20 protein-coding genes and 1 tRNA gene are annotated in these 26,964 nt (G+C 61.6%); 8 read left to right on the top strand and 13 right to left on the bottom strand.

Annotated features, from left to right (window positions below; genetic code table 11):
* The first annotated feature begins 112 nt into the window (after positions 1-112).
* Positions 113-8,902: a GH36-type glycosyl hydrolase domain-containing protein gene (locus tag KI613_RS08930; protein ID WP_226405094.1), complete on the top strand. Its 8,790-nt coding sequence runs from the start codon at positions 113-115 to the stop codon at positions 8,900-8,902.
* 6 nt (positions 8,903-8,908) lie between these two features.
* On the opposite strand, the gene KI613_RS08935 is transcribed toward KI613_RS08930, so the two are convergent.
* From KI613_RS08935 to KI613_RS08945, 3 genes are read right to left on the bottom strand one after another with little or no spacing between them, the layout of a single operon-like run.
* The gene (locus KI613_RS08935) at positions 8,909-11,515 is read right to left on the bottom strand and encodes a chemotaxis protein CheB (protein ID WP_226405096.1); all 2,607 of its coding nucleotides are present in this window, start codon (positions 11,513-11,515) and stop codon (positions 8,909-8,911) included.
* 7 nt (positions 11,516-11,522) lie between these two features.
* On the bottom strand, positions 11,523-11,843 hold the full coding sequence (locus KI613_RS08940) for a DUF1840 domain-containing protein (protein ID WP_226405098.1): 321 nt from the start codon (positions 11,841-11,843) through the stop codon (positions 11,523-11,525).
* Between the two features lie 5 nt (positions 11,844-11,848).
* Positions 11,849-13,174 carry a helix-turn-helix domain-containing protein gene (locus KI613_RS08945; protein WP_226405100.1) on the bottom strand — a complete coding sequence of 442 codons (1,326 nt, stop codon included), beginning with the start codon at positions 13,172-13,174 and terminating at the stop codon, positions 11,849-11,851.
* Positions 13,175-13,437: 263 nt separating this feature from the next.
* Here KI613_RS08945 and KI613_RS21225 point away from each other — a divergent pair, with 263 nt between their 5' ends.
* From KI613_RS21225 to KI613_RS08960, 4 genes are all read left to right on the top strand, one after another.
* Positions 13,438-13,566: a hypothetical protein gene (locus KI613_RS21225; protein ID WP_264181494.1), complete on the top strand. Its 129-nt coding sequence runs from the start codon at positions 13,438-13,440 to the stop codon at positions 13,564-13,566.
* A 553-nt stretch (positions 13,567-14,119) separates the two neighbouring features.
* A complete protein-coding gene (locus KI613_RS08950) occupies positions 14,120-15,154 on the top strand; it encodes a M14 family zinc carboxypeptidase (RefSeq protein ID WP_226405101.1) in 1,035 nt (344 codons plus the stop codon).
* Between the two features lie 65 nt (positions 15,155-15,219).
* Positions 15,220-15,927, top strand: a complete 708-nt coding sequence (locus KI613_RS08955; RefSeq protein WP_404826993.1) for an alpha/beta fold hydrolase — start codon at positions 15,220-15,222, stop codon at positions 15,925-15,927.
* A 60-nt stretch (positions 15,928-15,987) separates the two neighbouring features.
* On the top strand, positions 15,988-16,782 hold the full coding sequence (locus KI613_RS08960; protein ID WP_226405105.1) for a MaoC family dehydratase: 795 nt from the start codon (positions 15,988-15,990) through the stop codon (positions 16,780-16,782).
* 203 nt (positions 16,783-16,985) lie between these two features.
* Here KI613_RS08960 and pqqE read toward each other — a convergent pair whose 3' ends face one another.
* From pqqE to pqqA, 5 genes are read right to left on the bottom strand one after another with little or no spacing between them, the layout of a single operon-like run.
* Positions 16,986-18,131, bottom strand: a complete 1,146-nt coding sequence (gene pqqE, locus KI613_RS08965) for a pyrroloquinoline quinone biosynthesis protein PqqE (RefSeq protein WP_226405107.1) — start codon at positions 18,129-18,131, stop codon at positions 16,986-16,988.
* Positions 18,128-18,403: a pyrroloquinoline quinone biosynthesis peptide chaperone PqqD gene (gene pqqD, locus KI613_RS08970; RefSeq protein WP_226405109.1), complete on the bottom strand. Its 276-nt coding sequence runs from the start codon at positions 18,401-18,403 to the stop codon at positions 18,128-18,130. Before pqqD ends, pqqE begins: the two co-directional genes overlap by 4 nt.
* The gene (gene pqqC / locus KI613_RS08975) at positions 18,403-19,194 is read right to left on the bottom strand and encodes a pyrroloquinoline-quinone synthase PqqC (RefSeq protein WP_226405111.1); all 792 of its coding nucleotides are present in this window, start codon (positions 19,192-19,194) and stop codon (positions 18,403-18,405) included. Before pqqC ends, pqqD begins: the two co-directional genes overlap by 1 nt.
* A gap of 15 nt (positions 19,195-19,209) precedes the next feature.
* Positions 19,210-20,130 carry a pyrroloquinoline quinone biosynthesis protein PqqB gene (gene pqqB, locus KI613_RS08980; RefSeq protein ID WP_226405113.1) on the bottom strand — a complete coding sequence of 307 codons (921 nt, stop codon included), beginning with the start codon at positions 20,128-20,130 and terminating at the stop codon, positions 19,210-19,212.
* Positions 20,131-20,181: 51 nt separating this feature from the next.
* Complete coding sequence (gene pqqA / locus KI613_RS08985) at positions 20,182-20,256, bottom strand: pyrroloquinoline quinone precursor peptide PqqA (protein ID WP_141353941.1); 75 nt, start codon at positions 20,254-20,256, stop codon at positions 20,182-20,184.
* A 204-nt stretch (positions 20,257-20,460) separates the two neighbouring features.
* On the opposite strand from pqqA, the gene KI613_RS08990 reads away from it, so the two are divergent.
* Positions 20,461-21,426, top strand: coding sequence for an alpha/beta fold hydrolase (locus KI613_RS08990; RefSeq protein WP_226405115.1), 966 nt, complete (start codon positions 20,461-20,463; stop codon positions 21,424-21,426).
* Between the two features lie 134 nt (positions 21,427-21,560).
* Positions 21,561-22,031 carry a hypothetical protein gene (locus KI613_RS08995; protein WP_226405117.1) on the top strand — a complete coding sequence of 157 codons (471 nt, stop codon included), beginning with the start codon at positions 21,561-21,563 and terminating at the stop codon, positions 22,029-22,031.
* Positions 22,032-22,041: 10 nt separating this feature from the next.
* Here the strand turns inward: KI613_RS08995 and hpnE are convergent, their stop codons facing one another.
* From hpnE to hpnC, 3 genes are read right to left on the bottom strand one after another with little or no spacing between them, the layout of a single operon-like run.
* Positions 22,042-23,268 carry a hydroxysqualene dehydroxylase HpnE gene (gene hpnE / locus KI613_RS09000; RefSeq protein ID WP_226405119.1) on the bottom strand — a complete coding sequence of 409 codons (1,227 nt, stop codon included), beginning with the start codon at positions 23,266-23,268 and terminating at the stop codon, positions 22,042-22,044.
* Positions 23,269-23,272: 4 nt separating this feature from the next.
* Positions 23,273-24,106, bottom strand: coding sequence for a presqualene diphosphate synthase HpnD (hpnD, locus tag KI613_RS09005; protein WP_226405121.1), 834 nt, complete (start codon positions 24,104-24,106; stop codon positions 23,273-23,275).
* Positions 24,107-24,110: 4 nt separating this feature from the next.
* Entirely contained in the window at positions 24,111-24,920 is an 810-nt protein-coding gene (gene hpnC / locus KI613_RS09010) for a squalene synthase HpnC (RefSeq protein ID WP_226405123.1), read from the bottom strand.
* A 54-nt stretch (positions 24,921-24,974) separates the two neighbouring features.
* On the opposite strand from hpnC, the gene KI613_RS09015 reads away from it, so the two are divergent.
* Positions 24,975-25,059: transfer RNA gene (locus KI613_RS09015), tRNA-Leu, on the top strand.
* A gap of 89 nt (positions 25,060-25,148) precedes the next feature.
* Here KI613_RS09015 and KI613_RS09020 read toward each other — a convergent pair.
* On the bottom strand, positions 25,149-25,919 hold the full coding sequence (locus KI613_RS09020; RefSeq protein WP_226405125.1) for a retropepsin-like aspartic protease: 771 nt from the start codon (positions 25,917-25,919) through the stop codon (positions 25,149-25,151).
* Between the two features lie 40 nt (positions 25,920-25,959).
* Positions 25,960-26,964 carry a DHHA1 domain-containing protein gene (locus KI613_RS09025; protein WP_226405126.1) on the bottom strand — a complete coding sequence of 335 codons (1,005 nt, stop codon included), beginning with the start codon at positions 26,962-26,964 and terminating at the stop codon, positions 25,960-25,962.

Below are 26,964 nucleotides of genomic sequence, written 5' to 3' on the forward strand. Positions count from 1 at the left end.
GTCGAAGCCGCCGGCCAATGCAGCAATTTGGCTGGTCCGTCGGATTGAAGGAGTCAATCTCACGATGCGCGACGCATCGTGAGATTTTTTGTTTATGGGAAGGCGATTCGATTTGAAATCCAGCCAATCGGTTTTTGAGTATTTTCGCCAACTGGCACGAGGCTTCGGGGATAGCGACTGGTCGGCCGCTCAGCCTGTTGAAGAGGCGCCCTTGCGCGCCGCCTTGTACAGCGCCGACCAGATGGCGCAGCACGGCAAGGCGCTGGCCGCGGCACACCGGCTCGCTGCCGGCACCGTCAGCGACCGCCTGCTCGGCCGGCTGGCCGCCAACGAAAATACACTGGTCGATGTCTGTCGCCGACTGACTTCCGTTGCTACCGAAAAACGCCGGATCACGCCGGCTGGCGAATGGCTGCTCGACAACTTCTACCTGATCGAAGAGCAGATTCGCACCGCCAAGCGCCACCTGCCCAAAGGTTACAGCCGCGAACTGCCGCGCCTGGCCAGCGGGCCATCGGCCGGGCATCCGCGCGTGTACGACATTGCCCTGGAAACGGTGGCGCATGGCGACGGGCGGGTCGATCCGGAAACCCTGAGCCGCTTCGTCGCCGCTTATCAAACGGTCACCGACCTGCGCCTCGGCGAGCTGTGGGCGATCCCCATCATGCTGCGCCTGGCCGTCATCGAAAACTTGCGCCGGGTCGGCGTGCGCATCGCCGCCGGCTGGGAGGAGCGCAACCTGGCCGAGGTGTGGGCGGACAAGATGATCGAGGCCGCCGAGCATGACCCGAAGAACCTGATTCTGACCATCGCCGACATGGCCCGTTCGCAGCCGCCGATGGTCAGCGCCTTCGTTGCCGAACTGGCCCGTCGCCTGCAGGGGCGCGGTCCGGCGCTGGCCTTGCCGCTGACCTGGATCGAACAGCATCTGGCCGAATCCGGCCTGACCATTGCCCAGATGGTGCAGACCGAGAACCAGTTGCAGGCGGCCAATCAGGTCTCGATCAGCAACAGCATCGGCAGCCTGCGCGTCATCGGCGCGATGGACTGGAAGACCTTCGTCGAAACGCAGAGCATCGTCGAGCAGACGTTGCTCAATGATCCCGGCGGCGTTTATGGCCAGATGGATTTTGCGACGCGCGACCGCTATCGCCACGCCACCGAAGCGATTGCCCGCAAGACCGATCTGTCCGAAGGCGCGCTCGCCGCCAAGGTGGTTGAACTGGCCCGGATGGGCGCTCAAGGCGACGAGGGCGGGCCGGTCGGGCACGTCGGTTTCTATCTGGTCGGGGCGGGCGTGCTGGTGCTCGAAGCCTCGGTCGAAGTTCGCCAAACGTTCTTTGAGAGTGTCGGTCGGGCAGCGAGTCGCATGCCACTGACCATCTACCTGGGCGGCGTCACCGTGATCGCCGGCCTGCTCTCCACCAGCCTGATCATGCGCGCCATTCCCGTCGGCTTGCCGCTGTGGGCGATGATTTTGCTCGGGCTGCTCGCCCTGCTGGCGACCAGCCAGCTGGCTGTGTCGCTGGTGAACTGGCTGGCCAGCCTGCTCGTGCCGCCGCATCCGCTGCCGAAAATGGATTTTTCCAAAGGCATTCCGCCAAGCTCGCGAACGCTGGTCGTCATCCCGACCATGCTGACCAGCGTGGCCGCCATCGACAGCCTGATCGAGGCGCTGGAAGTCCGCTTCCTGGCCAACCGCGATCCCAGCCTGCACTTCGCGCTGCTCACCGATTTTCTCGATGCTGATCAGGAAACGCTGCCGGAAGACGCCGCCCTGATGCAGTTGGCGGCGCAAAAGATCGACGAACTGAATTTGAAATTTGGGCAAAAAATCGGGTTGACCGTAGCAAGCATCTTTTTCCTGTTCCACCGGCCGCGCCGCTGGAATCCGCAGGAACGGGTCTGGATGGGCTACGAACGCAAGCGCGGCAAGCTGGCCGACCTCAATGCGCTGCTCATGAATGGCCGGCGCGACGGCTTTTCGCTGATCGCCGGCGATACCACCGCGCTGGCCGGCACGCGCTATGTCATCACGCTTGATACCGACACCCAGTTGCCGCGCGATACGGCGCGCCAGTTCGTCGGGACCATGGCGCATCCGCTCAATCGCCCGGATTTTGACGAAACGCTGCAGCGCGTCGTCAGTGGCTACGGCATCCTGCAGCCGCGCGTTGCCGTCAGCCTGCCGGGTACCAACCGCTCGCTGCTCGCCCGGCTCTATGGCGGCGAACCGGGCATCGACCCCTACACCCGCGCCGTCTCGGATGTTTATCAGGACGTTTTCGGCGAAGGTTCCTTCATCGGCAAGGGCATCTACGACATCGAAGCCTTCGAACGTACGCTGGGTGGCTGTTTCCCCGAAAACCGCGTGCTCAGCCACGATCTGCTCGAAGGTTGTTATGCCCGGGCCGGCCTGCTCAGCGACGTGCAGTTGTTCGAAGATTGCCCGGCCAGCTACCGGGCTGACGTCATTCGTCGCCATCGCTGGTTGCGCGGTGACTGGCAGCTGCTTGGCTGGCTGTTCCGCACGGTGCCGGGCGAGGGCATGTGCCGGCATAAAAATCCGCTGTCGAACCTGTCGCAGTGGAAACTCATCGACAACCTGCGGCGCAGCCTCGTCCCGGCTGCCCTGAGCGTGCTGCTCGTGCTCGGCTGGACGGTGCTCGCCCCGGTTGCCTGGTGGACCGTATCGATCCTCGGCATCCTGGTCGTGCCGCCGATTTTTGCCGCCTTGCTTGATGCCAGCCGAAAACCAGAGGAAATCCTGCTCCGCCAGCATCTGGCTGCGGTGGCCGGTTCGGCCTGGCGCCATTTCCGGCAGCTTGGTTTCGAGCTGGCCTGTCTGCCCTACGAAGCCTGGTTCAGCCTCGATGCCATCGCCCGCACCCTCTGGCGCCTGCTCGTGTCGCATCGTCGCCTGCTCGAATGGAATCCGTCGAGCGAGGTCGAGCGCCAGATGGCCGGGCGCCAACGGGCACATCACAGCGAGCTGCTCGCCTGCCTGCGCAGCATGTGGATCGGCCCGCTGCTGGCCGGCGGACTGGGTGCCTGGCTGGTGCTCGCCAGTCAGGAAGAAATGCTCATTGCCACGCCGGTCCTCCTGCTCTGGCTGAGCTCGCCGCTCATCGCCTGGTGGCTGAGTCGCCCGCTGGCTGCCCACAAGGCCCACCTGACGGCCGAGCAGGGCTTCTTCCTGCGCCGCATCGCCCGGCGCACCTGGGCCTTTTTCGACCATTTCGCCGGGCCGGACGACAACTGGCTGGCACCGGACAATTATCAGGAATACCGGGTCGCCGCCATCGCCCACCGTACCTCGCCGACCAATATGGGCCTGGCCCTGCTGGCCAACCTGGGCGCCTGGGATTTTGGTTACATCACCACCGGCAGGCTGCTCGAGCGGACCGCCAACACGCTGCGCACCATGGTCGGCCTGGAGCGTTATCGCGGCCATTTCTACAACTGGTACGACACGCAGACCCTGCAACCGCTGCCGCTGCTTTACGTGTCGACGGTCGACAGCGGCAACCTGGCCGGCCATCTGCTGACCCTGCGCGGTGGCCTGCTCGAACTGGCCGACGCGCCGATATTGCAGCCACGCTTGCTGGCCGGCCTCAACGACACGCTCGGCCTGCTCGCCGAGAGCGCCGAAGAAGCCGTCGCCGGAACGCTGGGCGCCTGGCGCAAGCTGCTCGATACGGCGATGCTGAATCCGCCGCCGACCATTTCGGCCATGGCTCGACTACTCCGGCAACTCGGCGAGGGCGCCGACGAATTGCTCAGCGAGGTTGAAGCCAGCTTTGTCGTGGTCGATGAAAGCATTCCGGAAAACGAGGCCGCCGAATGGGCCCGGGCACTCGTTCGGCAACTGGCCGAAGCGCGGGCCGAACTGGAACATCTCGCCCCCTGGCTGAGCCTGCCGCCTGCCCCGGCCGGGCTCGAGGTTTTTGCCCGGATCGCCAACGAGGCCGCCTTGCCGACCCTGCGCGGCCTGGCTCGACTGGTCACTGAGCGTTGCCCGGATATCGAGACGCATCTGGCGATGGAGTTGAGCGCCGAACAACGCAGCTGGCTGATCGAGCTATCCCGCAAGATTGTGCTGGCCGGCAATGTGGCGAGCCAAAGAATCGCCCTGATCGACGCACTCGCCGAGCAATCCGGCGAACTGGCGCAGATGGATTACGACTTCCTGTTCGACAAGGCGCGCCACCTTTTGACCATCGGCTACAACGTCGCCGAACGCCGGGTCGATACCAGCTACTACGACCTGCTCGCCTCCGAAGCCCGGCTGTGTAACTTCGTCGCCATCGCCCAGGGGCAGTTGCCGCAGGAAAGCTGGTTCTCGCTCGGTCGCCTGCTCACCGGCACCGGCGGCGAACCGGCGCTGCTGTCGTGGAGCGGCTCGATGTTCGAGTACCTGATGCCGATGCTGGTCATGCCCAATTACGAAAACACCTTGCTCGACCAGACCTGCAAGGCCGCCGTGGCGCGGCAGATCGAGTACGGCAAGCAGCGCGGCGTGCCGTGGGGCGTTTCCGAATCGGGCTACAACACGGTCGATCTGCATCTCAACTATCAGTACCGTGCCTTTGGCGTGCCGGGACTGGGCCTCAAGCGCGGGCTGGCCGAAGATCTGGTCATCGCGCCCTATGCCTCGGCGCTGGCCCTGATGGTGGCGCCGGAAGCGGCCTGCCTCAACCTGCAGCGCATGGCCGACGAAGGTTTTGTCGGCAAATACGGCTTCTTCGAAGCCATCGATTACACGACTGCCCGCCAGCGGCGTGGCCAGTCGCATGTTGTCGTCCGTTCCTTCATGGCCCACCACCAGGGCATGAGCCTGCTGGCGCTGGATTACCTGCTGCTCAATCAGCCGATGCAGCGTCGCTTTGTCGCTGACCGCCTGTTCCAGGCCATCCTGCTCCTGCTTCAGGAGCGCATCCCCAAGGCCACGACGCTGTTCTCGCACACGGCCGAACTGGCCGACGCGCGTTCGGTTTCGAGCATCGACGAAACGCCGATCCGCGTCTTCACCACCCCGGATACGCTGGTTCCGGAAGTCCAGTTGCTGTCGAATGGCCGTTACCACGTCATGGTGACCAATGCCGGCGGCGGCTACAGCCGCTGGAACGATCTGGCCGTCACCCGCTGGCGTGAAGACGGCACCCGCGACAACTGGGGCAGCTTCTGCTACATCCGCGAACTGGCCAGCGGCAGCGTGTGGTCGACGGCTTATCAGCCGACGCTCAAACGGCCGGATCATTACGAGGCGATCTTCTCCGAAGGACGCGCCGAATTCCGCCGGCGTGATTCGCTCGACGGCGACGATGGCGAGTTCGAGACCTACACCGACATCGTCGTCTCGCCCGAGGACGACATCGAACTCCGGCGGACCCGCATCACCAACCGCTCACGCCAGCGCCGCGAGATCGAAGTGACGAGCTATGCCGAGGCGGTCATCGCGCCGGCGGCGGCCGACGAGCTGCACCCGGCCTTCAGCAACCTGTTTGTGCAGACGGAAATCCTGCACAGGCGCAATGCCGTGCTGTGCACCCGGCGGCCGCGTTCGCTGACCGAACAGGCGCCGTGGATGCTGCACCTGATGGCCGTGCATGACGCGGCTTCAGGTGCCGTTTCCTACGAAACCGATCGCGCCCGCTTCATCGGCCGCACCCGTTCCACGGCCCAGCCGCAGGCCATGGTCGAACCCGGCAAATTGTCCGGCACCCATGGCTCCGTGCTCGACCCCATCGTCGCCATCCGCCATCGCATCGTGCTCGAACCCGAGCAATCGGTGACCATCGATGTGGTGACCGGCATTACCGAAAACCGCGCCCTGGCGCTCGGCCTGGTCGAGAAATACCAGGACCGGCACCTCGCCGACCGCGTCTTCGAACTGACCTGGACGCACAGCCAGGTCGTCCTGCGCCAGCTCAACGCCAGCGAGGCCGATGCCCAGCTTTACGCCCGCCTGGCCAGCTCGGTCATCCATGCCAACGCCTCGCTGCGGGCCGATGCCTCGGTACTCATGCGCAACCAGCGCGGCCAGTCCGGCCTCTGGGGCTACGCCATTTCCGGCGACCTGCCGATCGTCCTGCTGCAGATCGGCGACGCGGCCAATATCGATCTCGTCCGCCAGCTGGTCCAGGCTCACGCCTACTGGCGCCTCAAAGGGCTGGTCGTCGATCTGGTGATCTGGAACGAGGACCACGCCGGCTATCGCCAGCGGCTGCAGGATCAGATCATGGGACTGATCGCCTCGGGCATCGAAGCCAGCGTCATCGATAAGCCGGGCGGCATTTTCGTGCGGCTGGCCGAACAGATTTCGAGCGAGGACCGCATCCTGCTGCAATCGGTGGCGCGCGCCGTGATCAACGATTGTCGCGGCTCGCTGGCCGAACAGCTCGACCTGCGCAGCCCGCCCGAATCGCGCGTGCCGCGTCTGGTCGCCAGTCGGCGCTATCGTCCGGAAGCGCCGCCGGCCGCGACGGTGAGCGGCCTTGACCTGCAGTTTTACAACGGCCTCGGCGGCTTTGCCGGCGATGGCCGGGAATATGTCATCACGCTGGCCGCCGGCCACACCACGCCGGCGCCGTGGGCCAATGTGCTGGCCAATCCGCAGTTCGGCACGGTGATTTCGGAAAGCGGCAGCGCCTACACCTGGAGCGACAACGCCCACGAATTCCGCCTGACGCCGTGGCATAACGACCCGGTCAGCGATGGTGGCGGCGAAGCCATCTACCTGCGCGACGAGGAAACCGGCCACGTCTGGTCGCCGACGCCCTTGCCGGTCCGCGGTGCCATGCCTTACGTGGTCCGCCACGGTTTTGGCGTGACCAGCTTTGAAACCTCGGTCGGCGGCATACGCTCCGAACTCAAGGTCTATGTCGCCATCGACGCGCCGGTCAAATTCTCGATTTTAAAATTGGCCAATATTTCCGGTCGACCGCGGAAGATCTCGGCGACCGGCTATGTCGAGTGGGTGCTCGGTGATTTGCGGGCCAAAACGGCCATGCATGTCACCACCGAGATCGCCACCGGCAGCGGCGCGCTGCTGGCGCGCAATCCCTACAGCCCCGAGTTTTCGGGACGCGTCGCCTTCTTCGATGTCGATGAAGTGAGCCGCACGCTGACCGGCGACCGCAACGAATTCATCGGCCGCAACGGTTCGCTGGGTGAGCCATCGGCGCTCAAACGGGCCCGCCTTTCCGGCAAGGTCGGCGCCGGGCTGGACCCCTGCGGCGCCATCCAGATGGCGGTTGAACTGGCCGACGGCGAGGAACGCGAGCTCATCTTCCGCCTCGGCGTCGGGCACAGCAGCGACGAAGCCAACCATTTGATTCAGCGCTTCCGTGGCTCGCTGGCGGGGCGCATGGCGCTCGAAGCGGTCGAGCTGTACTGGACGCAGTCGCTCGGCGCCGTTCAGGTCGAAACGCCCGACCCGGCGCTTGATGTGCTGGCCAATGGCTGGCTCGTCTATCAGACGCTGGCCTGCCGGATCTGGGCGCGCAGCGGCTATTACCAGTCGGGCGGCGCCTTCGGCTTCCGCGACCAGTTGCAGGACATGATGGCGCTGGTTCATACCGAGCCGGGGCTGGTCCGCGAACATCTGCTGCTCTGTGCCGGCCGCCAGTTTGCCGAGGGCGACGTCCAGCACTGGTGGCACCCGCCGGCTGGGCGCGGCGTTCGCACCCGCTGTTCGGACGACTACCTGTGGCTGCCGCTGGCCGTCTGCCGCTATGTGCAGACCACCGCCGACACTGGCGTGCTCGATGAACGCAGCAATTTCCTCGAAGGCCGCCCGGTCAATCCCGAAGACGACTCCTACTACGACCTGCCGGTTCGCTCGGGCGAGGTGGCCAGCCTGTACGAACACTGCGTGCGTGCCATCCGCCATGGCCTGCGTTTCGGTGCGCACGGCCTGCCGCTGATCGGCTCCGGCGACTGGAACGACGGCATGAGCCGGGTCGGCATTCTGGGCAAGGGCGAAAGCGTCTGGCTCGCCTTCTTCCTCCATGACGTGCTCAGGCAGTTCAGCAGTGTGGCGACAATTCATGGCGATCCGGCCTTTGCCGAATTCTGTCAGGGCGAAGCCGCCCGACTGCACCAGAACATCGAGGAGCAGGGCTGGGATGGCGCCTGGTATCGTCGCGCCTATTTCGACGACGGCACGCCGCTCGGCTCCAGCACCAGTCCGGAATGCCGGATCGACTCGATCTCGCAGAGCTGGGCGGTGCTCTCCGGCGTAGCCAATGCGGCGCGCGGGCAGATGGCCATGCAGGCCGTAGACGAACACCTCGTACGTCGGCAGGCCAGGCTGATCCAGTTGCTCGACCCACCTTTCAACAAATCCCAGCTTGATCCCGGCTACATCCGCGGCTACGTCCCGGGCGTGCGCGAAAACGGCGGCCAATACACCCACGGTGCGATCTGGGCGGCGATGGCCTTTGCCAGCCTTGGCGACAGGGAACGGGCCTGGGAACTGACCGCGATGATCAATCCGGTCAACCACGCGCGCTCGGAAACTGCCGTCGCCACCTACAAGGCCGAGCCGTACGTGATGGCCGCCGACGTCTATGCGCTGGCTCCGCATACCGGTCGTGGCGGCTGGACCTGGTATTCCGGCTCGGCCGGCTGGATGTACCGGCTGCTCGTCGAATCGCTGCTTGGTCTGCGGCTGGATGGCACCAAATTGCACCTGTCGCCCTGTCTGCCGGCGGATTGGCCGGGATTCAAGATGCGCTACCGCTATCGGGCGACGATCTTTCACATTACCGTGCAGCAGATGCCGGCCGGTCCGGAATTAACCGGGAACACCTTTGTTGTCGACGGCGTTGAGCAAACCGAACGGGCGATTTCCCTGGTCGATGACCTGGCTGAACATCAGGTCGTGATCAGGCTTTAGGTCGCCTTATTTGTTTCCCGGTAGGGCGGTTCTGGCGGCCCGGAGTTCGGCTTCGAGGCGTTTCGCTACGCTGATGTCGATGAAGGTAATGACCACGCCGTCAATGACGTTTTCGAGGGTCCGGTAGGGCATGATCCGGACGATGTACCAGCATCCGTCGTTGCTGGTGATCTGCTTTTCGGAGAAGGCCAGCGTTTGCAAGACCTCATGGGCATCGTTCTGCAAATCGAGGTAGTCGAGCTTGTGGACGATATCGGCCAGCGGCCGTCCGATGTCGCTCGGAATGAACTTGAATATCTGGGTCGCCTGGCTGGTAAAACGCCGCACATGCAGCATGTTGTCGAGAAAGACCGTGGCGATGTCGGTGCTGTTGAGCAGGTTCTTCATGTCACTGCTGGTCGCCGACCACTCATCGACTTTGGACTGGAGTTCGGCGTTGACCGTCTGCAACTCCTCATTCAGAGACTGCATTTCCTCTTTGGAAGTGGTCAGCTCTTCATTGGTCGATTGCAGCTCTTCATTGGTCGATTGCAACTCCTCGTTGGTCGATTTTAGCTCTTCGTGTGAAGTCTGCATTTCTTCGCGAATGCACTGAGCCTCTTCCCTCGCCTTGAGCAGGGCCTGTTCCAGTTCGGCCACCCGGGCATCGGCAAGCTGTTTGCCTGTACGGCGCCTGGGCTCTGGTTTGGCCGCGGCAACATCGGTGAAAACGATCATCACCATGCCGTGGAGAGCGCCGGCTTCGTCAATGGGGTGAACGGTCAGGTCGATACGCTGTGTGTCACCGTCGCCTTGAATCGTCAGGTCTTTCAGGTGCACGGTCTCGGCCGTGCGCAGCGCATTCGGTAGAGCGAGAATCAGCTCCTGACGCAAGCCTTCACGGGCCATCGCATGAATATTCCAGTTGGCCTTGCCGGCAGCTGGTTCGAGATATTTTCCGGTTCGCCCGCTGATGAAAAGGACGTCTCCGTCGGCATTGGTCAGCACGGCAGCCGGCGAGAATTTCTGCAACAGCAGCTGGTCGGCAAGGGCCTGTAAATTGACGGGGGGCATGTTCAGTGGCGCGGTCAGGGTGAGGTTGGGGGAATCGTCGGTGTGGCGGGTCGGGAAGTCCATCTCGAATGGTCTTTGCTTGGCTTCTTCCCGGCGAAAGATTCGTGCCCTGGTTTCAAGCGGAGAAAACAGCTCGAGAAAGTTGCCGATACTTTCAGCCGAGCCGAGGAAAAGCGCACCACCGGGTTTCAGGCTGTAGTGAAAGAGCGGCATCAAGCGCTTTTGCAGGTCGGCGCCCAGATAAATAAGCACGTTCCGGCAGGTCAGAATGTCCAGCCGGGTAAAAGGCGGGTCCATCGTGACATTGTGTGGTGCGAACACCACCATCTGGCGTATTTCCTGGCAGATCCTGAACCGGCCATTTTCTTCAACAAAAAACCGCGCCAGCCGTTCCGGGGAAACGTCGCCGGCAATACTGGATGGATAGATTCCCTGCCTTGCCTTGGCGATGGCATCCGGATCGAGGTCGGTGGCGAAAATCTGCAGGTCGATCCGGTTGGCGGGTTTGGCGTGGTCCATCGCCTCGCTGAAGATCATGGCCAGCGTGTAGGCCTCTTCGCCACTCGAGCAGCCGGCTACCCAGGCGCGCAACAGGTTGTCGTGCGTTTTGGCGTGAATCATCCCGGGCAGTACTTCTTCCTGCAGATAGGCCCAGGCGGCCGGATCGCGGAAAAAGCTGGTGACGCCGATCAGCAATTCCTTGAAGAGCAGATCGACTTCCTGCGGGTTGGTCTGGAGAAAACTGACGTAGTCGGCAATGCTGCCCAGCCGATGAATGCCCATCCGGCGCTCGACCCGTCGATAGATCGTGCTTTTCTTGTACAGCGAAAAATCGTGACCGGTCTGGGCACGCAGCAGAATGCAGATTTTCTCGAAGGCCGAACTCTTGGCCTCGCTATCCGGCTCGGGAACGGTTTCGGGGAGAAAAAGGCGAGGCGGGTGTTGCAGGCGGTCGATAATCAGTCTGGCCAGATCGCCCGGCGGGGCAACGATATCAGCCAGCCGGGCATCAATCGCACTGCGTGGCATGGCATCGAACTTGGCGGTGGCCGGGTCCTGAACAAGCGACAGGCCACCATGGTCGCTGATCGCCAGAAGGCCCAGGGTGCCATCCGAGCCCATGCCGGAAAGAATGATGCCGATGGCCCGTTCACGCCGGTCTTCGGCCAGGCTGGACAAGAATGAGTTGATCGGCAAACGCAATCCTCGCGCCGCTACCGGGTCGAGCAGGTAGAGCGTGTCGTGGAGGATCGAGAGATCCTTGTTGGGCGGGATGACATAAACACAGTCGGGCTTGATCTTCATCCGGTTGCCCGCCTGCTTGACCACCATCGTGGTGGTGCGTTGCAGGAGTTCCGGGAGCATGCCGTGGCGGTTGGGGTCGAGATGCTGGACGACGACATAAGCCATGCCGCTATTGACCGGCACGCCGCCCAAAAACTGCTCCAGTGCTTCCAGTCCGCCGGCAGACGCACCTATGCCGATGATCGGAAAACGCGGATCATCGGCTACTGTGGAGGAGGGGGGTAGGGTACGCTCGCGCTTCCCTGTGGACGGCATTGCCGGATCATACCCCCCAGACAACCGGCTCGCCGGCTTTTACGGCGCGTTCGAGCATTTCACTGAAGGGCGCGGCGCGTTGGGAGAGGCTAACCGGCGGCTCGTCGTCTGCTTCCGTTTCATTCTGGCTGGAGGCTGTTTCCTGCGACCTGGCCTTGTCGGCCACGATGGCATTTTGCAGCGTCGCGATGGCCTCGGGCAACTGTTCGACGGTGATGATTCCACGTGCGTCTTCCGGGCTTTTGCCGAGCAGGGCAAGAATTTCCTTGCCGCTCTTTTCGTGCATGATCAGGTCGGCGTTGGTGGCTGATTTGAAGGTAAAAAGCATGGTGATTATTCCTTTGTGGCTATGTCGTCGCTGTCGCTGACGCGACGCGATAGGTGCATGGTGCTCGTCGCGTTGCCGGAGGTGTCGATGACGACCATGCGGCATTCGCGCGCCTCGGCATCGGGAACGGCCTCGATCCGGATGTTCGTTACCGGGCGATGGGCATTGGCGGCGAGCACGGATTCGCAATGCAGCTTTTTGCTCGAATGGAGTACTTCGTCGACAAAGCGATTGAATTTCTCGGCATGATTGGCTTCCAGGAAGGCTGCAAAGCGATGCCGGCCTTTCTGGGAACCCTTGGTGCCGAGCAACACGGCGCCGGCCAGATTCATGTCGATAATGACGCCGAGCGGATCGAGCGTTATATAGCCGACCGGCGCGAAGTCGTAGATGTCGGCGTACCGTTCGCGCAAATTGTCGGCTTCTTCATAGGCGTGGCGGAGCTCTTCATTGCTCATTTCAAGTTCGATCTGATGCACCTGCAATTCGTGCACCAGTTGGGCGTTGTCCCAGGCTGTTTTCGGCTCCGGATGCGGCGATTGCAGCAAGCGGGCCTCGGCACGATGGCGTACGTTGGCCGGATTGGGGCGAGGGCGGCTGGCGCCCCGAACATCGGATTGCAGGCGGAATATCCGGTCATATTCACTTTTGACGGCGGCGTAGCATTCGCATGCCCGGGCCTCCAGGCCGGGGCGGTCGAGCACCGTGATATGGCCACGGCTGTATTCGATCAGACCGGCGGCCTGCAGCTTTCCGGCGGCTTCGGTGATCGCTTCACGCCGCACGCCGAGCATGTTGGCAATGAGTTCCTGCGTCATGTTCAGCTGGTTGCCGGGGAGCAGGTCGAGGCTGAACAGGAGCCAGCGGCACAACTGCTGTTCGACGGCGTGGAATCGGTTGCAGACGATGCTTTGCGCCATCTGGGTCATCAGGGCCTGGGTGTAGCGCAGCGCCAGGTGCTGCAACTCGCCGCCCTGGTCGAGTTCCCAGCGGACGACTTCGACCTTGAGCCGGTAGGCGGCGCCGGCGCTCTGCACGACCACCCGGTGCGTCGTCGTGTCACCACCCAGGACCAGCGGAATGCCGACCAGTCCATCGTTACCGGTAATGGCCAGCTCTGCCGTGCCGCCTTTTTTTGTGGTGAAGATCAGCGAGACGATGCAGGTAATCGGAAAGTAAATGTAGCCGAGCGTATCGCCGGATTCATATAGAACCTGGCCCAGTTCGAGATGGACAAGATCAAGGTCATCTTGCAGGCGTGAGTATTCATTGGTGGCCAGTGAGCCAAGAATGCGGTTTTGCTTGGGGCTGTATATCAATTCGGATGGCATGGCGCCTCCATTTTTTATCCGCCGGGGACTTCTCGGAAATTTGACGACACAGCTTGCTGGTGCCGATCGGTGTCAGGGGCTTTTGGTATTTCCTCTAACTTGCGGCCGGCTGCATTAGCACCGGTCATTTATCATTTATAAAATCCCTAACCAACTTGCATGATACAGAACAAAACAAAAACGATATGTGCGCTCGCCAACATACCGCCATTTGATTTTCGGCTAGCCTGAAAAGTCCACCATCGACTACAAGGAGAACGACCATGGGCAAGGAAAAACACGGGACGAAGGAAGGCAAGAAGCCGGCTGTCTTGACCCAAAAGGAAAAGAAGGTGGCAAAACAAGTCAAGAAACAGGAGAAAGCCGCGCCTCATCCGCTGATTCCTCGGTGAGTTTGTACTTTTTGCTGAATGAGTCTGGATTTTGGAACGGGTGCCCGCTGTGCCTGTTTGTGCATCAAAGCGTTGTCCATCGGACCACACTACCGTTCGGTAGCCCTCAGACTCGACAGCAAAAGATACCCGCCCGTACGGCCGTTGCCATTGCTGCCTGAAAGGAAAACCGCGTTTGCTTTGAGACTGAGTCCGCCTGGGCAGGCTTATTCGCTCGAAACGGCGCGGCCGTTATCGCCGAGATCGATTTAGCGCAACAAATTCGATGATTCCCCACAGCAGGGAACTGCCAAATGCAAACACGGGGTATGTGATCGTTTTTCGAATTTTTTTGTACATCGTATTTGCCTCGTGCAGGAAATCGGAGTCTGATCAGCCCTACATTGAGCCAGGTTCAACGACTGCCATTTGGTAAGCGCAGTGCACCTTGTCATGAAAACTTCATCATCGGACAAAGGTATTGGCCTCTAACATATCAAGCGATTGTTAAGCAGGCATTTCAGCCACGTTACTTGTGCTTCCTGCCCAATTCCTCTTTCAAGGCGATCAGCAATTGCGCGGTGTAGTCCACTCAGAATTCAATGAATTGCTCGAATTGGAATCCATTATTCGAGATGGCGGAAGCCAGCTGGAGACGCATGTAGCCTGTGAAGTTACGGTCGGCGCAAGGACGTTTCCTGTGCATGTTGTCGCCTTGGGCAATCCGGACCCCGATGTTCCGGTCGTCGGCTTTTTTGGCGGCTTTCACGGACTTGAGCGAATCGGAACCGACGTGGTTCTGGCTTACCTGCGCAGTCTGGTTCGCCGACTGCCCTGGGATAGCGTTTTGCACAGGCAGCTCGAATCGGTTCGCCTGGTCTTCATGCCTATCGTTAACCCCGGCGGAATGTGGCGCGGCACCCGAGCCAATCCAAACGGTGTCGACCTGATGCGTAATGGGCCTCTGGAAGCTACGGAAAAAGTGCCCTTCATGTTTGGTGGGCAGCGCTTCAGTTCCCGTCTGCCCTGGTATCGAGGACCGCTGGCCGGCCAGTTGGAAGCGGAAAACGAAGCGGTCTGCGCGGTGGTCAGAAAAGAGTTCTTTGGGCGAACATTTGGCATCGCAATGGATTGCCATTCGGGATTCGGCGTCAGCGATCGAATCTGGTTTCCCTATGCCCATACCACCCGGCCTATTGCCCATTTGCCCGAGATGCATGCGCTCAAGGCAATATATGATCAGACCCACCCCAATCATCGCTATGTATTCGAGCCACAGAGTTGCCAGTATCTGGCGCATGGTGATTTGTGGGATTACCTTTACCAGCAGGCCAGTTTGCTTCCAGAGACAATTTTCCTCCCGTTGACACTCGAGATGGGCTCCTGGCTGTGGGTCAAGAAAAACCCGAGACAACTATTCTCCCGCCACGGAATTTTCAACCCGCTCATTGAGCACCGGCAGCATAGAGTTTTGCGCCGCCACGTGGCCTGGCTGGACTTTCTGGCGCGCGCCGCCTGCGGTTACCGGCTGTGGATTCCCACTGCGGACAATCGGGAGTTGTATCGCGAGCAGGCGATGCTGCATTGGTATGGGAAGGCATCGTCGTGAGTACCTGGGTCTTGCTGCGTGGACTGACCAGAGAAAGGCGTCATTGGGGAGATTTTCCGGAAATATTGAAACGACAGTGCGGCGATGCAGCGGTATATACGATAGACCTGCCGGGAAATGGCGGCCTCAACGCTCAGGAAAGCCCGCTGCAGGTAAGCGAAATGGCAGAAAGCTGTCGTCACCAACTGCGCGAGTTGGGGATCGCTCCGCCCTATTACGTCGTGGCCATGTCACTCGGCGCCATGGTTGCCGTCGCCTGGGCGACCCGGAATCCTGAGGAAATTGGCGGCTGCGTCCTGATCAACACTAGCCTGCGCCCGTTTAGCCCCTTTCACCATCGCCTCCGGCCACAAAACTATCTGAAGCTGGCCAGTCTGCTCTTGCCCGGATGCGATGCTCATTACCGGGAAAGCGTCATTCTGCAGATCACCAGCAACCGCCCGATCTCCCCGGAAAGATTGTCCGAGTTGACCGATTACGCTCGTCAAAATCCGGTTTCATCGCGCAACGCCCTGCGCCAATTGCTCGCCGCAGTCCGCTACCAGCCGCCTTCAGCAAAACCCTTGGCGCCGGTACTGGTTTTATGCAGCAGACAAGACCGGCTGGTTGATTCTCGTTGTTCCCGAACGCTTGCCGCGCGTTGGCATAGCGCCTTCGCTGAACACCTTTCGGCCGGCCATGATCTGCCACTTGACGACGCGCCCTGGGTTGCCGAGCAAATAGGGCGCTGGCTGCGCGACTCGACACCAACGCGATTGCCGGGGAACCTGTAAATCTTGCCACCTGAACGGCTTCCGCCTCTACCCATTTTGCTGATCAGGAGCATCGCAAGCTTGTGGCGCAAGCAGGCATCGGCGCTGCCAGACTCAGGCCTGGTCGGTCACTTCGAGATCAAAAACATCGATATGGCTCATGTCGCCAAATATCGACGGTTTTTTGATGATCGCGGGCAACAGGTACCACTGACCTATTTCTATCTTTTGGCGCAGCGTGCGCAGATCGCGTTGATGCTGGATGGACGTTTTCCGCATCCCATTCCTGGTCTGATTCATGTCAGCAACAAGATGCGATTTCATGACGTATTTCAGGAGGGCCTACCACTTGAAGTTGAGGTCTCGGTCTCGCCAGTTCTTCGCGCAGACGACGCAAAATCTGTCGCGTTCAGCGTTGAAATGAGCCAAAGCGGACGACGCATTGTTAGCTGCCTCAGCGAATACCGGGTTCCACGAAGCAATCGCCGCAAACCGGCGGGGGAAACCCGGCCCGAAAACTTTCCGGAAACGTTTTTGCAGGAAGGCTGGACCTTCGACAAGTCACTCGGTCGTCGTTACGCCATGATCTCTAGCGACTTCAACCCGATTCACCTGTCGTCATTGCTGGCCCGTGCCTTTGGGTTCAAAAGTGCCATCGCCCACGGCATGTACTCCATCGGACGCGCGGCAGTGAGCATCGAGCACCGTACGGGAAGACCTCTGATTGAAATAAGCGCTCATTTCAGACGGCCAATCCTGCTCGGAACCGAGGCGATTTTTGGTTTTGAATCGACCGCGACGACCCAAGGTGATTTCGGCGTAATGTTGGCGCCGGACCGGCAATTGGCAATCAACGGTTCCTGGTCTGTTTGCTAGTGTGTTGCATTGACCGGTTGAAACCGCAGCGCGAAGTACTCAGTCGCAAAAATACGAAGCAGGCCTTCAATTCTCGCCTTCGCGCGTCGGCCAGAGCGGTGCCTTATGCCGACGCGCATTTCCTCACCGTAGCGATTCAAAAAATCGTCATTTCAAATTTCGCCCAATTTTCCGGTTGACCGTGGGATTGGCTGAGCGGCGGGTCAGGCGGACGGTACTGGCGTTTTTTCTTTCTGCGTCAGGCGCCGGCTTTCCTTGGGGTCGCGAAAAATCAGTGGTTGCGCCTGGCGAACCGGGTTTTCAGCATTTTCCAGCGCGCTGCTGACGATTTCATGGTGCGGGCTTTTCGGGCAGACCGGGTCGGCCGCGTCGGCATCGCCGGCCAGCAGGTAGGCCTGGCAGCGGCAGCCGCCGAGGTCTTCTTCTTTTTTGTCGCAGTCGCGGCAGGGCTGTTTCATCCAGCCGGTGCCGCGGTAGTGGTTGAAGCCTTCGGACTCGTGCCAGATCTCGCGCAGGCTGCTGTCGCGGACGTTGGGGAAACTCAGGCCGGGCAGCATGCGGGCGGTGTGGCAGGGCAGGGCGGTGCCGTCCGGCGTTACGGTGAGGAAGACGTTGCCCCAGCCGTTCATGCATTTCTTGGGTTTGCCTTCGTGATAATCGGGAACGACGAAAAGGATGCGCATGCGTTCGGCCAGCTTTTCCTTCCATTCGTTGGTGATGGCTTCGGCGCGGCGCAGTTGCTCGCGCGACGGCATGAGCTGGTCGCGGTTGAGCAGCGCCCAGGAGTAATACTGGGCGTTGGCCAGTTCGAGGTATTCGGCGCCGAGGGCGTCGGCCATTTCGATAATGCGGCCGATATGGTCGATGTTGAGGCGATGGATGACGACGTTCATGACCATCGGCCAGCCGCGCGCCTTGATCATTTCGCCGACCTTCTGCTTGAGGTCGAAGGTGCGCGTGTGGGTCAGGAAATCGTTGACCTCTTTGGTCGAATCCTGGAAGGACAGCTGGATGTGGTCGAGGCCGGCCGCCTTGAAGGCGTCGAGGCGGGCTTCGGTGAGGCCGACGCCGGAGGTGATCAGGTTGGTGTAGTAGCCGAGCTGGCGGGCTTCGCCGATGAGTATCTCTAAATCGTCGCGCAGCAGCGGTTCGCCGCCGGAAAAACCGCATTGCACGGCGCCCAGTTCGCGCCCTTCGCGCAGCACGCGCAGCCAGTCTTCGGTGCTCAGCTCGGTCTCGTGTTTGGCGAAATCGACCGGGTTGTAGCAAAACACACAGTGCAGCGGGCAGCGGTAGGTGACTTCGGCCAACAGCCACATCGGCGGGCCGATTTTGGCCGGGGCGTTCATGCCTTGGCTCCGCTATCGAGGCGCAGCCAGCGTTTTTCGATGGCCATGGCGAGAAACGCCTCGACGTCGCCGCGCAAGCCGCTGGCCGAAAAGGCCGCTTCAAGATCGGCGACGATGGCCGCGATGTCGCGCTGGCCGTCGCAGCGGGCGAGGATTTCGCCGCCGCTCTGGTTGAGCTTGATCATCCCTTCCGGGTAGAGCAGGACGTGGCATTGCTGCGCCGGCTCCCACTGGAAGCGGAAGCCGTGGCCGAGGCGCGGCGTGCCGTCCATCAGGCAACTTTCCGTTCGGCGGTGACACCGTTGGTACCGTAGTGCTGGCCCATGACGTCGTTCATCGACCACAGGATGTCGAGCTTGAACTTGAGGATCTGCACGGCGCGTTCCTGCATGGCGCGGGTGCGGAAGTAGTCGAGCGTGACATTGAGGCCCTGGATCACGTCACGCGGTGCCTGGCTGGTGCGGTTGCGGAAATATTGCAGGCCGGACGACTCGATCCACGGGTAGTGGCCGGGCCAGGTGGCCAGGCGCTGCAGGTGGATGACCGGGGCGAACAGTTCGGTCAGCGACGAGCAGACAGCCTCCTGCCACGGGGCGCGACGGGCGAAGTTGATGTAGGCGTCGACGGCGAAGCGGACGCCGGGCAGGACGTGGCGCAGATCCACGATTTCCTCGCGGGTCAGGCCGACGGATTCGCCGAGGCGGATCCAGGCTTCGATGCCGCCGGCGTCGACCATCTTTTCGCCATTCGGCAGGCCGTATTCGAAGCCGTCATGGTCGAGGATGCGCTGCACCCAGCCGCGGCGCACTTCGCGGTCCGGGCAGTTGGCCATGATCGCCGCATCCTTCACCGGAATGGCGATCTGGTAGTAGTAGCGGTTGGCCACCCAGCCGCGAATCTGCTCGGGCGTGGCGTGGCCGGTGTTGAGCATGACGTTGAACGGGTGGTGGATGTGATAGGCCTTGCCGTTCTCGCGCAACTGCGCTTCGAACTCCTCGCGGCTCCAGGCCGGGCGGCCATCGTCGGCGTCGTGGGATTCGGCAAGGATGTCGGCTCGGATCATGGTTGTCTCTCTTTGTTAGATGGTGATGCGGGTGCCGTCTTCGGCAACCTCGATGCCGCGCCGGGTCAGTTCGGCGCGCTGCGGCGAGTTTTCGTCGAGGATGGGATTGGTGTTGTTGATGTGGATGAGGATCTTGCGCACGCGTTTCGGCAGCTCGTCCAGCCAGTCCATCATGCCGCCGGGGCCGGATTGCGGCAGGTGGCCGATGTCGCGGGCGGTCTTGGTGGACAGGCCGGCGACGATCATTTCGTCGTCCGTCCAGAAGGTGCCGTCGACCATCACGCAGTCGGCTTCGGCCATGCGGGCGAAGACTTCCGGCGTGCGGGCGCCGAGGCCCGGGGCGTAGAACAGCTTGTGGCCGCTGCGCTGGTCGGTGATGCTGACGCCGACGTTGTCACCATCGACCGAGGCTTCGCGGTGCGGCGAGTAGGGCGCCGCCTTGCTGGACAGCGGCAGCACGGAGAATTCGAGGCCGGGTACCTTGGGCATGGCGAAGGGCGTGCCGTCGAGCGGGATGTCGTGGCGGTCGACACCGCAGTAGTGTTCCAGCACCTTGAGCACCGGGTTGCCGGTGGTCAGGTCTTCGTAGACCGGCTCGGCGCACCACAGCGGCATCTTCGATTTCTGCTCGCGCAGCATGAAGAGGCCGGTGGCGTGGTCGATCTGGCCGTCGACGAGGAGGATGCCGCCGATGCCGGTGTCGCGCAGGGCGCGGTTCGGCTGCAGTTCGGGGGTGGCCTTGATCTGCTGCAGGACGTCGGGCGAGGCGTTGAGCAGGGTCCAGTCCTGGCCGTCGTCGGTGCTGACGCAGATCGATGATTGGGTGCGCGGTTTGGCGCGGACGCTGCCGTCGCGGATGCCGGCGCAATTGCGGCAGTTGCAGTTCCACTGCGGGAAGCCGCCGCCGGCCGAGGCGCCGAGAATGATCAGTTTCATGATTGATTGGAACCGTCATCGCCAGCCGAAGCCGCGATGACGGCGCTTCCCTTAGCGGGCGGCGATGTACATCGTGATTTCGAAGCCGAAGCGGAAGTCACAAGCGGTCGGGGTTTCCCATTTCATTAGATAGTCTCCGTTATGGATTGAAAGTCCGGCGGCACTTGCTGCCGGTTGTCCGCCGTTTTCAGCGATGCGGCGGACTGGAATGAACTATCGCAAGGGGGGTTATTTGGCGCTCGGCGGGAATCATGAATTGCCCCTCATGATTTTCATGAGATTCTTGTGGCGCCTGTCTGGCGGGAGTTGGTGATGGTTAGAATGGCCAGCATGTCTGCCGCTTCCACCGCCTTGCATTCCACTGTTCAGTCGTTCGCTAGCGGCTGGCTGCCGGTCTCCGGTGGTCATCGTCTTTACTATGAGCAGCGTGGCGTGCCGGCGGGGATTCCCGTGCTGATCCTGCACGGAGGGCCCGGTTCCGGCTGTTCGCCGCTGATGGCTGGCTTCTTCGATCCCGAGCGCTATCGCGTCATCCTGCTCGACCAGCGCGGCGCCGGTAAAAGCCTGCCGGCAGGCTGTTGCGAGGAAAACACGACGCCCGCGCTGATCGACGACATCGAGGTTTTGCGCCGGCATCTGGGCATCGACCGCTGGCTGGTGATGGGCGGTTCGTGGGGCGCCACCCTCGGCATTTTGTATGCTGCAGCGCATCCCGGGCAGCTCAGCGGTCTGCTGCTGCGTAACCCTTTCCTGGCGCGGGCGGCCGATCTTGAGTGGTTCTTCGGCGGCGCCCATCAGCACCATCCCGAAGCGTGGCAGCACTGGGCGGCGCTTGGCGCGCCGGAAGCGCCGGGCGCCATGCTGCCCTGGCTGGCTGAGTGCTTCCGCAGCGGGCCGCCATCAGCGTTGGCGGATCACGTCACCGCCTGGCATGTCTGGGAATGCGCCCTGGCCAGAACGCCGAGCCGGGCCTTGAGTCCGGCCGATATCGATGCTTTGCACCTGCGCTATCGCCTGCAACTGCATTATTTTCGCCACGCCTGCTTCATCGCGGAAGGCGGCGTGCTGGCCGCCGCCGAGCGCATCGCGACGGTGAGTATGCCAATCCACGTTGTGCAGGGCCTGGCCGATCACGTTTGTCCGGCCAGTGCGACGGCCGTGTTGCTGAAGAAACTGCCGAACGCCGGCTGCACCTGGGTGGAGGGAGTCGGGCACGACCCCTATGCTCCGGCAATGCAGGCGGCGACGCTTGGGCTGGTCGAATCCTTTGCCGCGCTTGGGCGGTTTGCACCCTGATCCTGGATTCGGACAAATTTCTCGTCGTCGATCTTGAAAAATGGCCTTGCTGTCATCATATCGGAGCAATGTATGCCTCTCGGAAACGGGGGGCATTTGGTTGTCGTCGCCTTGATTCAACTGGAGGCAGTACCTTGAAAAACTTGCTCTCGATCTTGCTGTTGTCCGGTGCGGCTTGCGCCTTTGCTGACACGAATCCCCGCCTGCTCGAACTGAAGGCTGAATACAGTCAGTTGCATGAGGAACAGCAATCGATGTACCAGCAGTTCGAAATGGCCCAGGAGTTGCGTCGCAACGAACTGCGCGAGCGCCAGCCACCGGCGGTTCAGGGGTTTTCGGCGCAGGGTAGCAATCCCGATGGCCAGGTATCAATCGATTTCAACGAAAACGCTCGCCGCCAGCTCGAAAAGCAGGACCGCCTGCATGCCTACGACCGCGAGATCAGCCAGACTCACGCCCGCTACATGGAACTCGCCGCCCGGAAGAAAGCCTTGCTCGACGAAATCAACGAGCTGTCAAAGGCTGCACCTGAAGCCGTTGAAGAGCCGGTGCCGGCAAAGTCGCCGGCTCGCGCCAAAACCTCGCGCTCAAGCCGCGAGAAATAGCCGCTATGCGTTAGTTAGCGCGACGCATCGCCCATTGCCCAGCCCGCCGTCCGCTGCGCACAGCGCCTTCGAGCGTCGCCGGATAGTCGGCCCAGGTGTAGTCGCCGGCCAGGAAGAGGCGCGGACTTGAAGTTTTGAAATCCGGGCGATGCAGGCCGGGAATGGCCGAGAAAGTGGCGCGTTTTTCGCGGATAACCTTGTGCCAGCCGGTCGGGTTCGGCCAGCCGAGTTCATTGTCGAGGGCGGCGGCCAGCGCCTCGTCATCGAGCTTTTCCCAGTCGCCGTGTCCGCTCAAGACGCAGGCCAGCATGGCTTGACCACGGTCGACAACCCACTGGCAATGGCCGCCGAGGCGGTTGCTCAAGGGGAAAGGCAATTTCATTTTTGGCTCAAAACTCCGGTAGACCGTAGCAATCGGCTCGTAGGCGTAATCCGTGACCGCCGCCGGCCACAACGCGCCGACGTGTTGCGGTGCGGTGGCGATAATGGCCACGGCGAAGGTTTCACCGTCGATTGCGATGCCGTTTTCAGTTTCCGTGATCTGGCTGACCCGCGTGCTCAGGCAGATTTGCGCGCCGTGGGCCTGCAACCAATGTCCGGCCGGTTCCGGCAGCAATTGGCCGAGATCGACGCGGGGCAGTAGCAAATCGGTGTCTGCGCGGCGCGAGCTGCCCAGGCTGTCGCGCAGGACGTTGGCGAACAACTGCGCCGAGGCGCGCTCGGCCGGCGTGTTTAGGGCGGCGAGGCAGAGCGGTTCCCAGAGATGGCGACGCAGGGCGCCGGTCTGGCCGGCGTCGTCCAGCCATTGGGCAACAGTCGTTTCGCGGGGCAATTTGAAGCCCCGGCGCTTGATGCCATCCATCCAGAGCGCTGTTCGCAGTTTTTCCCCGATGCCGACCCCGCGGGCGCTGAGCAGCCCCCAGGCGACATTGAGTGGTGCCGGCAGGTGGGGCAGGGCGAGGCGAAAGCCGGTGTTGTCGATGACCTGCAGCGGCCGTCGGTCGAAAAGTTGGTCGGGATCGGCACCGACCCGACGCATCAGCGCCAGCGTATCGCAGTAGGCGCCGAGCAGGATGTGCTGCCCGTTGTCGAGTTGGCGGCCATCGATGTCGACGCCCCGCGCCCGGCCACCGAGAGCGCGGCCGGCTTCGAACAGCGTCGTTTCAGCGCCGGCGGCAGTCAGTTCGACTGCGGCTGCAATGCCCGCCCAGCCGCCACCGATGACGGCGATTTTCAAGGAATTAGGCCTTGATCCAGGTTTTTACCGCCAGCCACAGCTTGCGCGTTGGCGGCAGCGAGATGCGCTGGTGCAGGACCTGGAAATTCTCTCGCTTGATCTCGTCGAGCACGGTGCGATAGATCGCCGCCATGATCAGGCCGGGGCGCTGGCTCTTGCGGTCGACGGCCGGCAATTGGGCGAAAGCCTGCTCGTAATACTTCTCGGCGCGCTCGTACTGGAACTGCATGAGGGCCGTGAAATTATCCGAATACTTGCCGTTCAGGATGTCGGCGGCCGGCACGTTGAACTGCTTGAGTTCGTCCATCGGAATGTAGATCCGGCCGCGCCGGGCATCTTCGCCGATGTCGCGAATGATGTTGGTGAGCTGGAAAGCCATGCCCAGATCGTGGGCGTATTTTTGCGTCTGGCGGTCGGTGTAGCCGAAGATTTCGGCGGCAAGCAGGCCGACGACGCTGGCCACGCGGTAGCAGTAGAGCGACAGGCCCTTGAAGTCGAGATAGCGCGACTGCGTGAGGTCCATCTCCATGCCATCGATGATTTCGAGCAACTGCTCTTTCGGCAAATTGATGCTCTTGTCTAGCCCGGCCAGCGCCAGACCGACCGGGTGCTGTGGCTGGCCTTCGGCAACGCGTTCGATCTCCTGGCGCCACCAGGCGAGCTTGGTCGAGGCGATGGAAACATCGTGGCATTCATCGACGACGTCATCGACTTCGCGGCAGAAGGCATAGAGCGCCATGATGGCGCGCCGGCGTTGCAGTGGCAGGAACAGGAAACTGTAATAAAAGGAGGAGCCGCTTTTGGCGCACTTCTCCTGGCAGTATTGGTCGGGATTCATGGGGCTACATTCTAATGGAACGGCCGGCCAGAACCAGCCAATCCCATTTGCCAAGCTTCGGCCGGTGGTTGAAGACGTCACCGCGCACCTGCCGGATGCGCTCCAGAATGCGCAGCCCGCCTTGGATGGTCAGGCGGATTTCCCAGCCGAGCCGGCCGGGCAGCGCGTGGACAAGCGGGGCACCGCGTTGCATGAGCGCCGTCGCCCGGTCGATCTCGAAATCCATCAGAGCCGCCCAGTTGGCCGACCAACGACTGTGCGCGATGTCGTTTTCGCTGAGGCGGAAATGCGGGAAGTCGGTCAGCGGTATGTAAATTCGGTCTTTTTTCCAGTCGACCGCAACATCCTGCCAAAAATTGATCAACTGCAAGGCCGTGCAGATGCAGTCGGACTGTTCGAGATGTTCCGGTTCGGTCCGGCCGAATAGATGCAGGACCAGCCGCCCGACCGGATTGGCCGAACGGCGGCAGTAGTCGAGCAGTTCCGGGTAATCGGCGTAGCGGGTTTTAACCACGTCCTGGGCGAAGGCATCAAGCAGGTCTCGGAAGAGCTGGATGGGCAGTTTGTACGCGGCAATGACTTCGGCCAAGGCGACGAACAGCGGCGTCTGCGGCACCCTGCCGGCTGCTATGCGATCCAGCTCGGCCCGGTACGCGTTCAGCCCGGCCAGACGCTCATCGGGCGATGCGTCGCCCTCGTCGGCAATATCGTCGGCGTTGCGCGCAAAGCGGTAAATGACCTCGATCGGCCGGCGCAATTCGGCCGGGACGAGCAAGGAGGCGACAGGAAAATTTTCGTAATGATCAACAGACATCGATGGTCTGCTCTGGAGAAGGGGGCTGAGTCAGTGCTAGAATTCGCCCCGCCTGCCCAGGTGGCGAAATTGGTAGACGCACCAGATTTAGGTTCTGGCGCCGAAAGGTGTGGGGGTTCGAGTCCCTTCCTGGGCACCAAGTAGTTGTTTTATGTAGTGCAAGCATGTCCATGAAACCCGCGTAACTGCGGGTTTTTTATTGGGTTTCGGGTACGGATAAAGCCACGTTCATTGGCGTTTCTTCATCGCCAGCACGCCTGTGCCCATCGTCATATTGACCCGGCTCAGGAAACTCATGCCGATAAGGGGTTCCCCGGTAATTCCTACCGTTACCCGAACGTTATGCAATTTGACCCCGGCCACTTCAACCATGGGAACAACAACGCTGACCGTTGAAATTGTTCCGGCCGCGGTTGCAGAACGACCGGCGCTGCCATCGGATACATTGATTTCGAGCTGGCGCGCTGTTTCAAAGCTCATCGCCACGTTGGAAGCACCGGTATCGATCAAACCTTCAACGGTGTGACCATTGATGATGAGCGGAGCAAAGTAGTGCTCACCTTTGTGGGCATTGGCATACAAAATGGCCGTGCGGTTCTCGTCGGGGTCGCCATCAAAGCAGCTATTGCCGGCACATTCCGCGCCCGAGAGCATGGCGTCGAATTTCTTGTGCCGATTTATCCTGTTCAGGGCGATTTCGTCGCCTGCTGCCGCTGCTTTGCCATACCAGTAGAGTGCCTTTTTGCTACAAGCCGAAACGAGGTAACCGGCCTCGTAAGATACGGCGAGGCTACGTTGCGCTGGCACATCGCCTCCCTTTGCCGCCGCGAGGAGCGAGGCAAAGGCCTTGGTGGGGCTACTTAGCGGGGTTTCATTGAAATGGTCGCCCGGCGCGAAATAGTTGTTCGCGCAGTCAGCACTAAACGCGGAGTTAATGGCGCACAGGGCAAAGCAAGTGGTGGCAACGAAAATACGGTGGCAGAAGGTCGATAGGTTCACGGTTTTGGCCAATCCCCGGGCTGGAAAATGTGTTCGCTGTTCACGCTGAGTCTAATGCCTCATGGCTTAGCACTTCGCTGAAAAATTGTTTGGCCGGCATCCGGAACCCAGCCGCATTCGGATGGCCGCCGCCACCGTAACGTGTGGCAATCACCGAAACATCGAGGGTCTTCCCCTTCGAACGCAGCGAGGCCTTCACCTCGCCATCACCCGACAGTTGCCAGATCAGCCCAAAGCTGCCGCTTTGCTCGGCCAAGGAATTTCCGAGTTCCGAGGCGAACAGCGCATTGGCGTTGATGGCAATGCCGGGAACGGCGAGCCAGGCGAGGTTTTCGTGGGTAACGATAGCTTGGCCGTGGCGCTGCGCCTGTAGCGCATCGACCGGTTCGCCGCGAAGGCGGGCCGCCATGCGCAGCCCGCTCTGCGCCAGACGCGCGATTTCCTGCTGATAAAACTGCTCGATGGCTCCGCCTTGCCCGAGCATGTCGAGATAACGTGGGGCGCTTTCATCGGGTGTGTCGAGCACCAGTTGATGCCAGACAGGGAAGTCGAAAGGGAGCAGGCGCAGGGCGCGGCAGAAGGGACGCGTGCCCGGGGTAAAGCGCCACATGTCCTGCTCTTCGATATGCCGGAGCGCCAGCGGCGTTGGTTTGCCGGGGTGAAAATGCTCCCACGCCAGCCGGGCGCCCGACTTTTCCAGGTCGAACTCGACGCGTAATGGCGAGCTCGGGTGCTGGTAACTGCGCAGGCCGTTGTCGCTAGCCTGCAACTTGTCGCCCCAGGCCTTCAGTGCCGAGGCGTGATGGTCGATTTGGGTGACCGATGCAGCAACAGAAGCCATCGTTTCGAGAAAGTCAGGCGGAAACGAGAAATCGAGGATGAACACCGCATGGCCGGCAATCGCGTCCAGTATCCAAGGCTCGCCGTGATGCATCGGCCGATAGGTGGCTGCATCGCCGAAATGGCGCCAGGCAGCATAAGCGGCACCGAAGCCATCGAGACAATCGGCGTGGTAGATAACAAAAACCGGGGGCTGGGCCGACAT

The sequence above is a fragment of the Ferribacterium limneticum genome (assembly GCF_020510585.1).
In the GTDB taxonomy this organism is placed as follows: domain Bacteria; phylum Pseudomonadota; class Gammaproteobacteria; order Burkholderiales; family Rhodocyclaceae; genus Azonexus.

Bases quoted from the DNA above. Each gene is read 5' to 3' on its own strand.
- KI613_RS08935 (WP_226405096.1), bottom strand. From the start codon at position 11,515: ATGCCGTCCACAGGGAAGCGCGAGCGTACCCTACCCCCCTCCTCCACA.
- pqqC (WP_226405111.1), bottom strand. From the start codon at position 19,194: ATGATCCGAGCCGACATCCTTGCCGAATCCCACGACGCCGACGATGGC.
- KI613_RS08990 (WP_226405115.1), top strand. From the start codon at position 20,461: ATGTCTGCCGCTTCCACCGCCTTGCATTCCACTGTTCAGTCGTTCGCT.
- pqqE (WP_226405107.1), bottom strand. From the start codon at position 18,131: ATGAACGCCCCGGCCAAAATCGGCCCGCCGATGTGGCTGTTGGCCGAA.
- KI613_RS21225 (WP_264181494.1), top strand. From the start codon at position 13,438: ATGGGCAAGGAAAAACACGGGACGAAGGAAGGCAAGAAGCCGGCTGTC.
- pqqB (WP_226405113.1), bottom strand. From the start codon at position 20,130: ATGAAACTGATCATTCTCGGCGCCTCGGCCGGCGGCGGCTTCCCGCAG.
- pqqD (WP_226405109.1), bottom strand. From the start codon at position 18,403: ATGGACGGCACGCCGCGCCTCGGCCACGGCTTCCGCTTCCAGTGGGAG.
- KI613_RS08940 (WP_226405098.1), bottom strand. From the start codon at position 11,843: ATGCTTTTTACCTTCAAATCAGCCACCAACGCCGACCTGATCATGCAC.
- KI613_RS08945 (WP_226405100.1), bottom strand. From the start codon at position 13,174: ATGCCATCCGAATTGATATACAGCCCCAAGCAAAACCGCATTCTTGGC.
- hpnC (WP_226405123.1), bottom strand. From the start codon at position 24,920: ATGTCTGTTGATCATTACGAAAATTTTCCTGTCGCCTCCTTGCTCGTC.
- hpnD (WP_226405121.1), bottom strand. From the start codon at position 24,106: ATGAATCCCGACCAATACTGCCAGGAGAAGTGCGCCAAAAGCGGCTCC.
- KI613_RS09025 (WP_226405126.1), bottom strand. From the start codon at position 26,964: ATGTCGGCCCAGCCCCCGGTTTTTGTTATCTACCACGCCGATTGTCTC.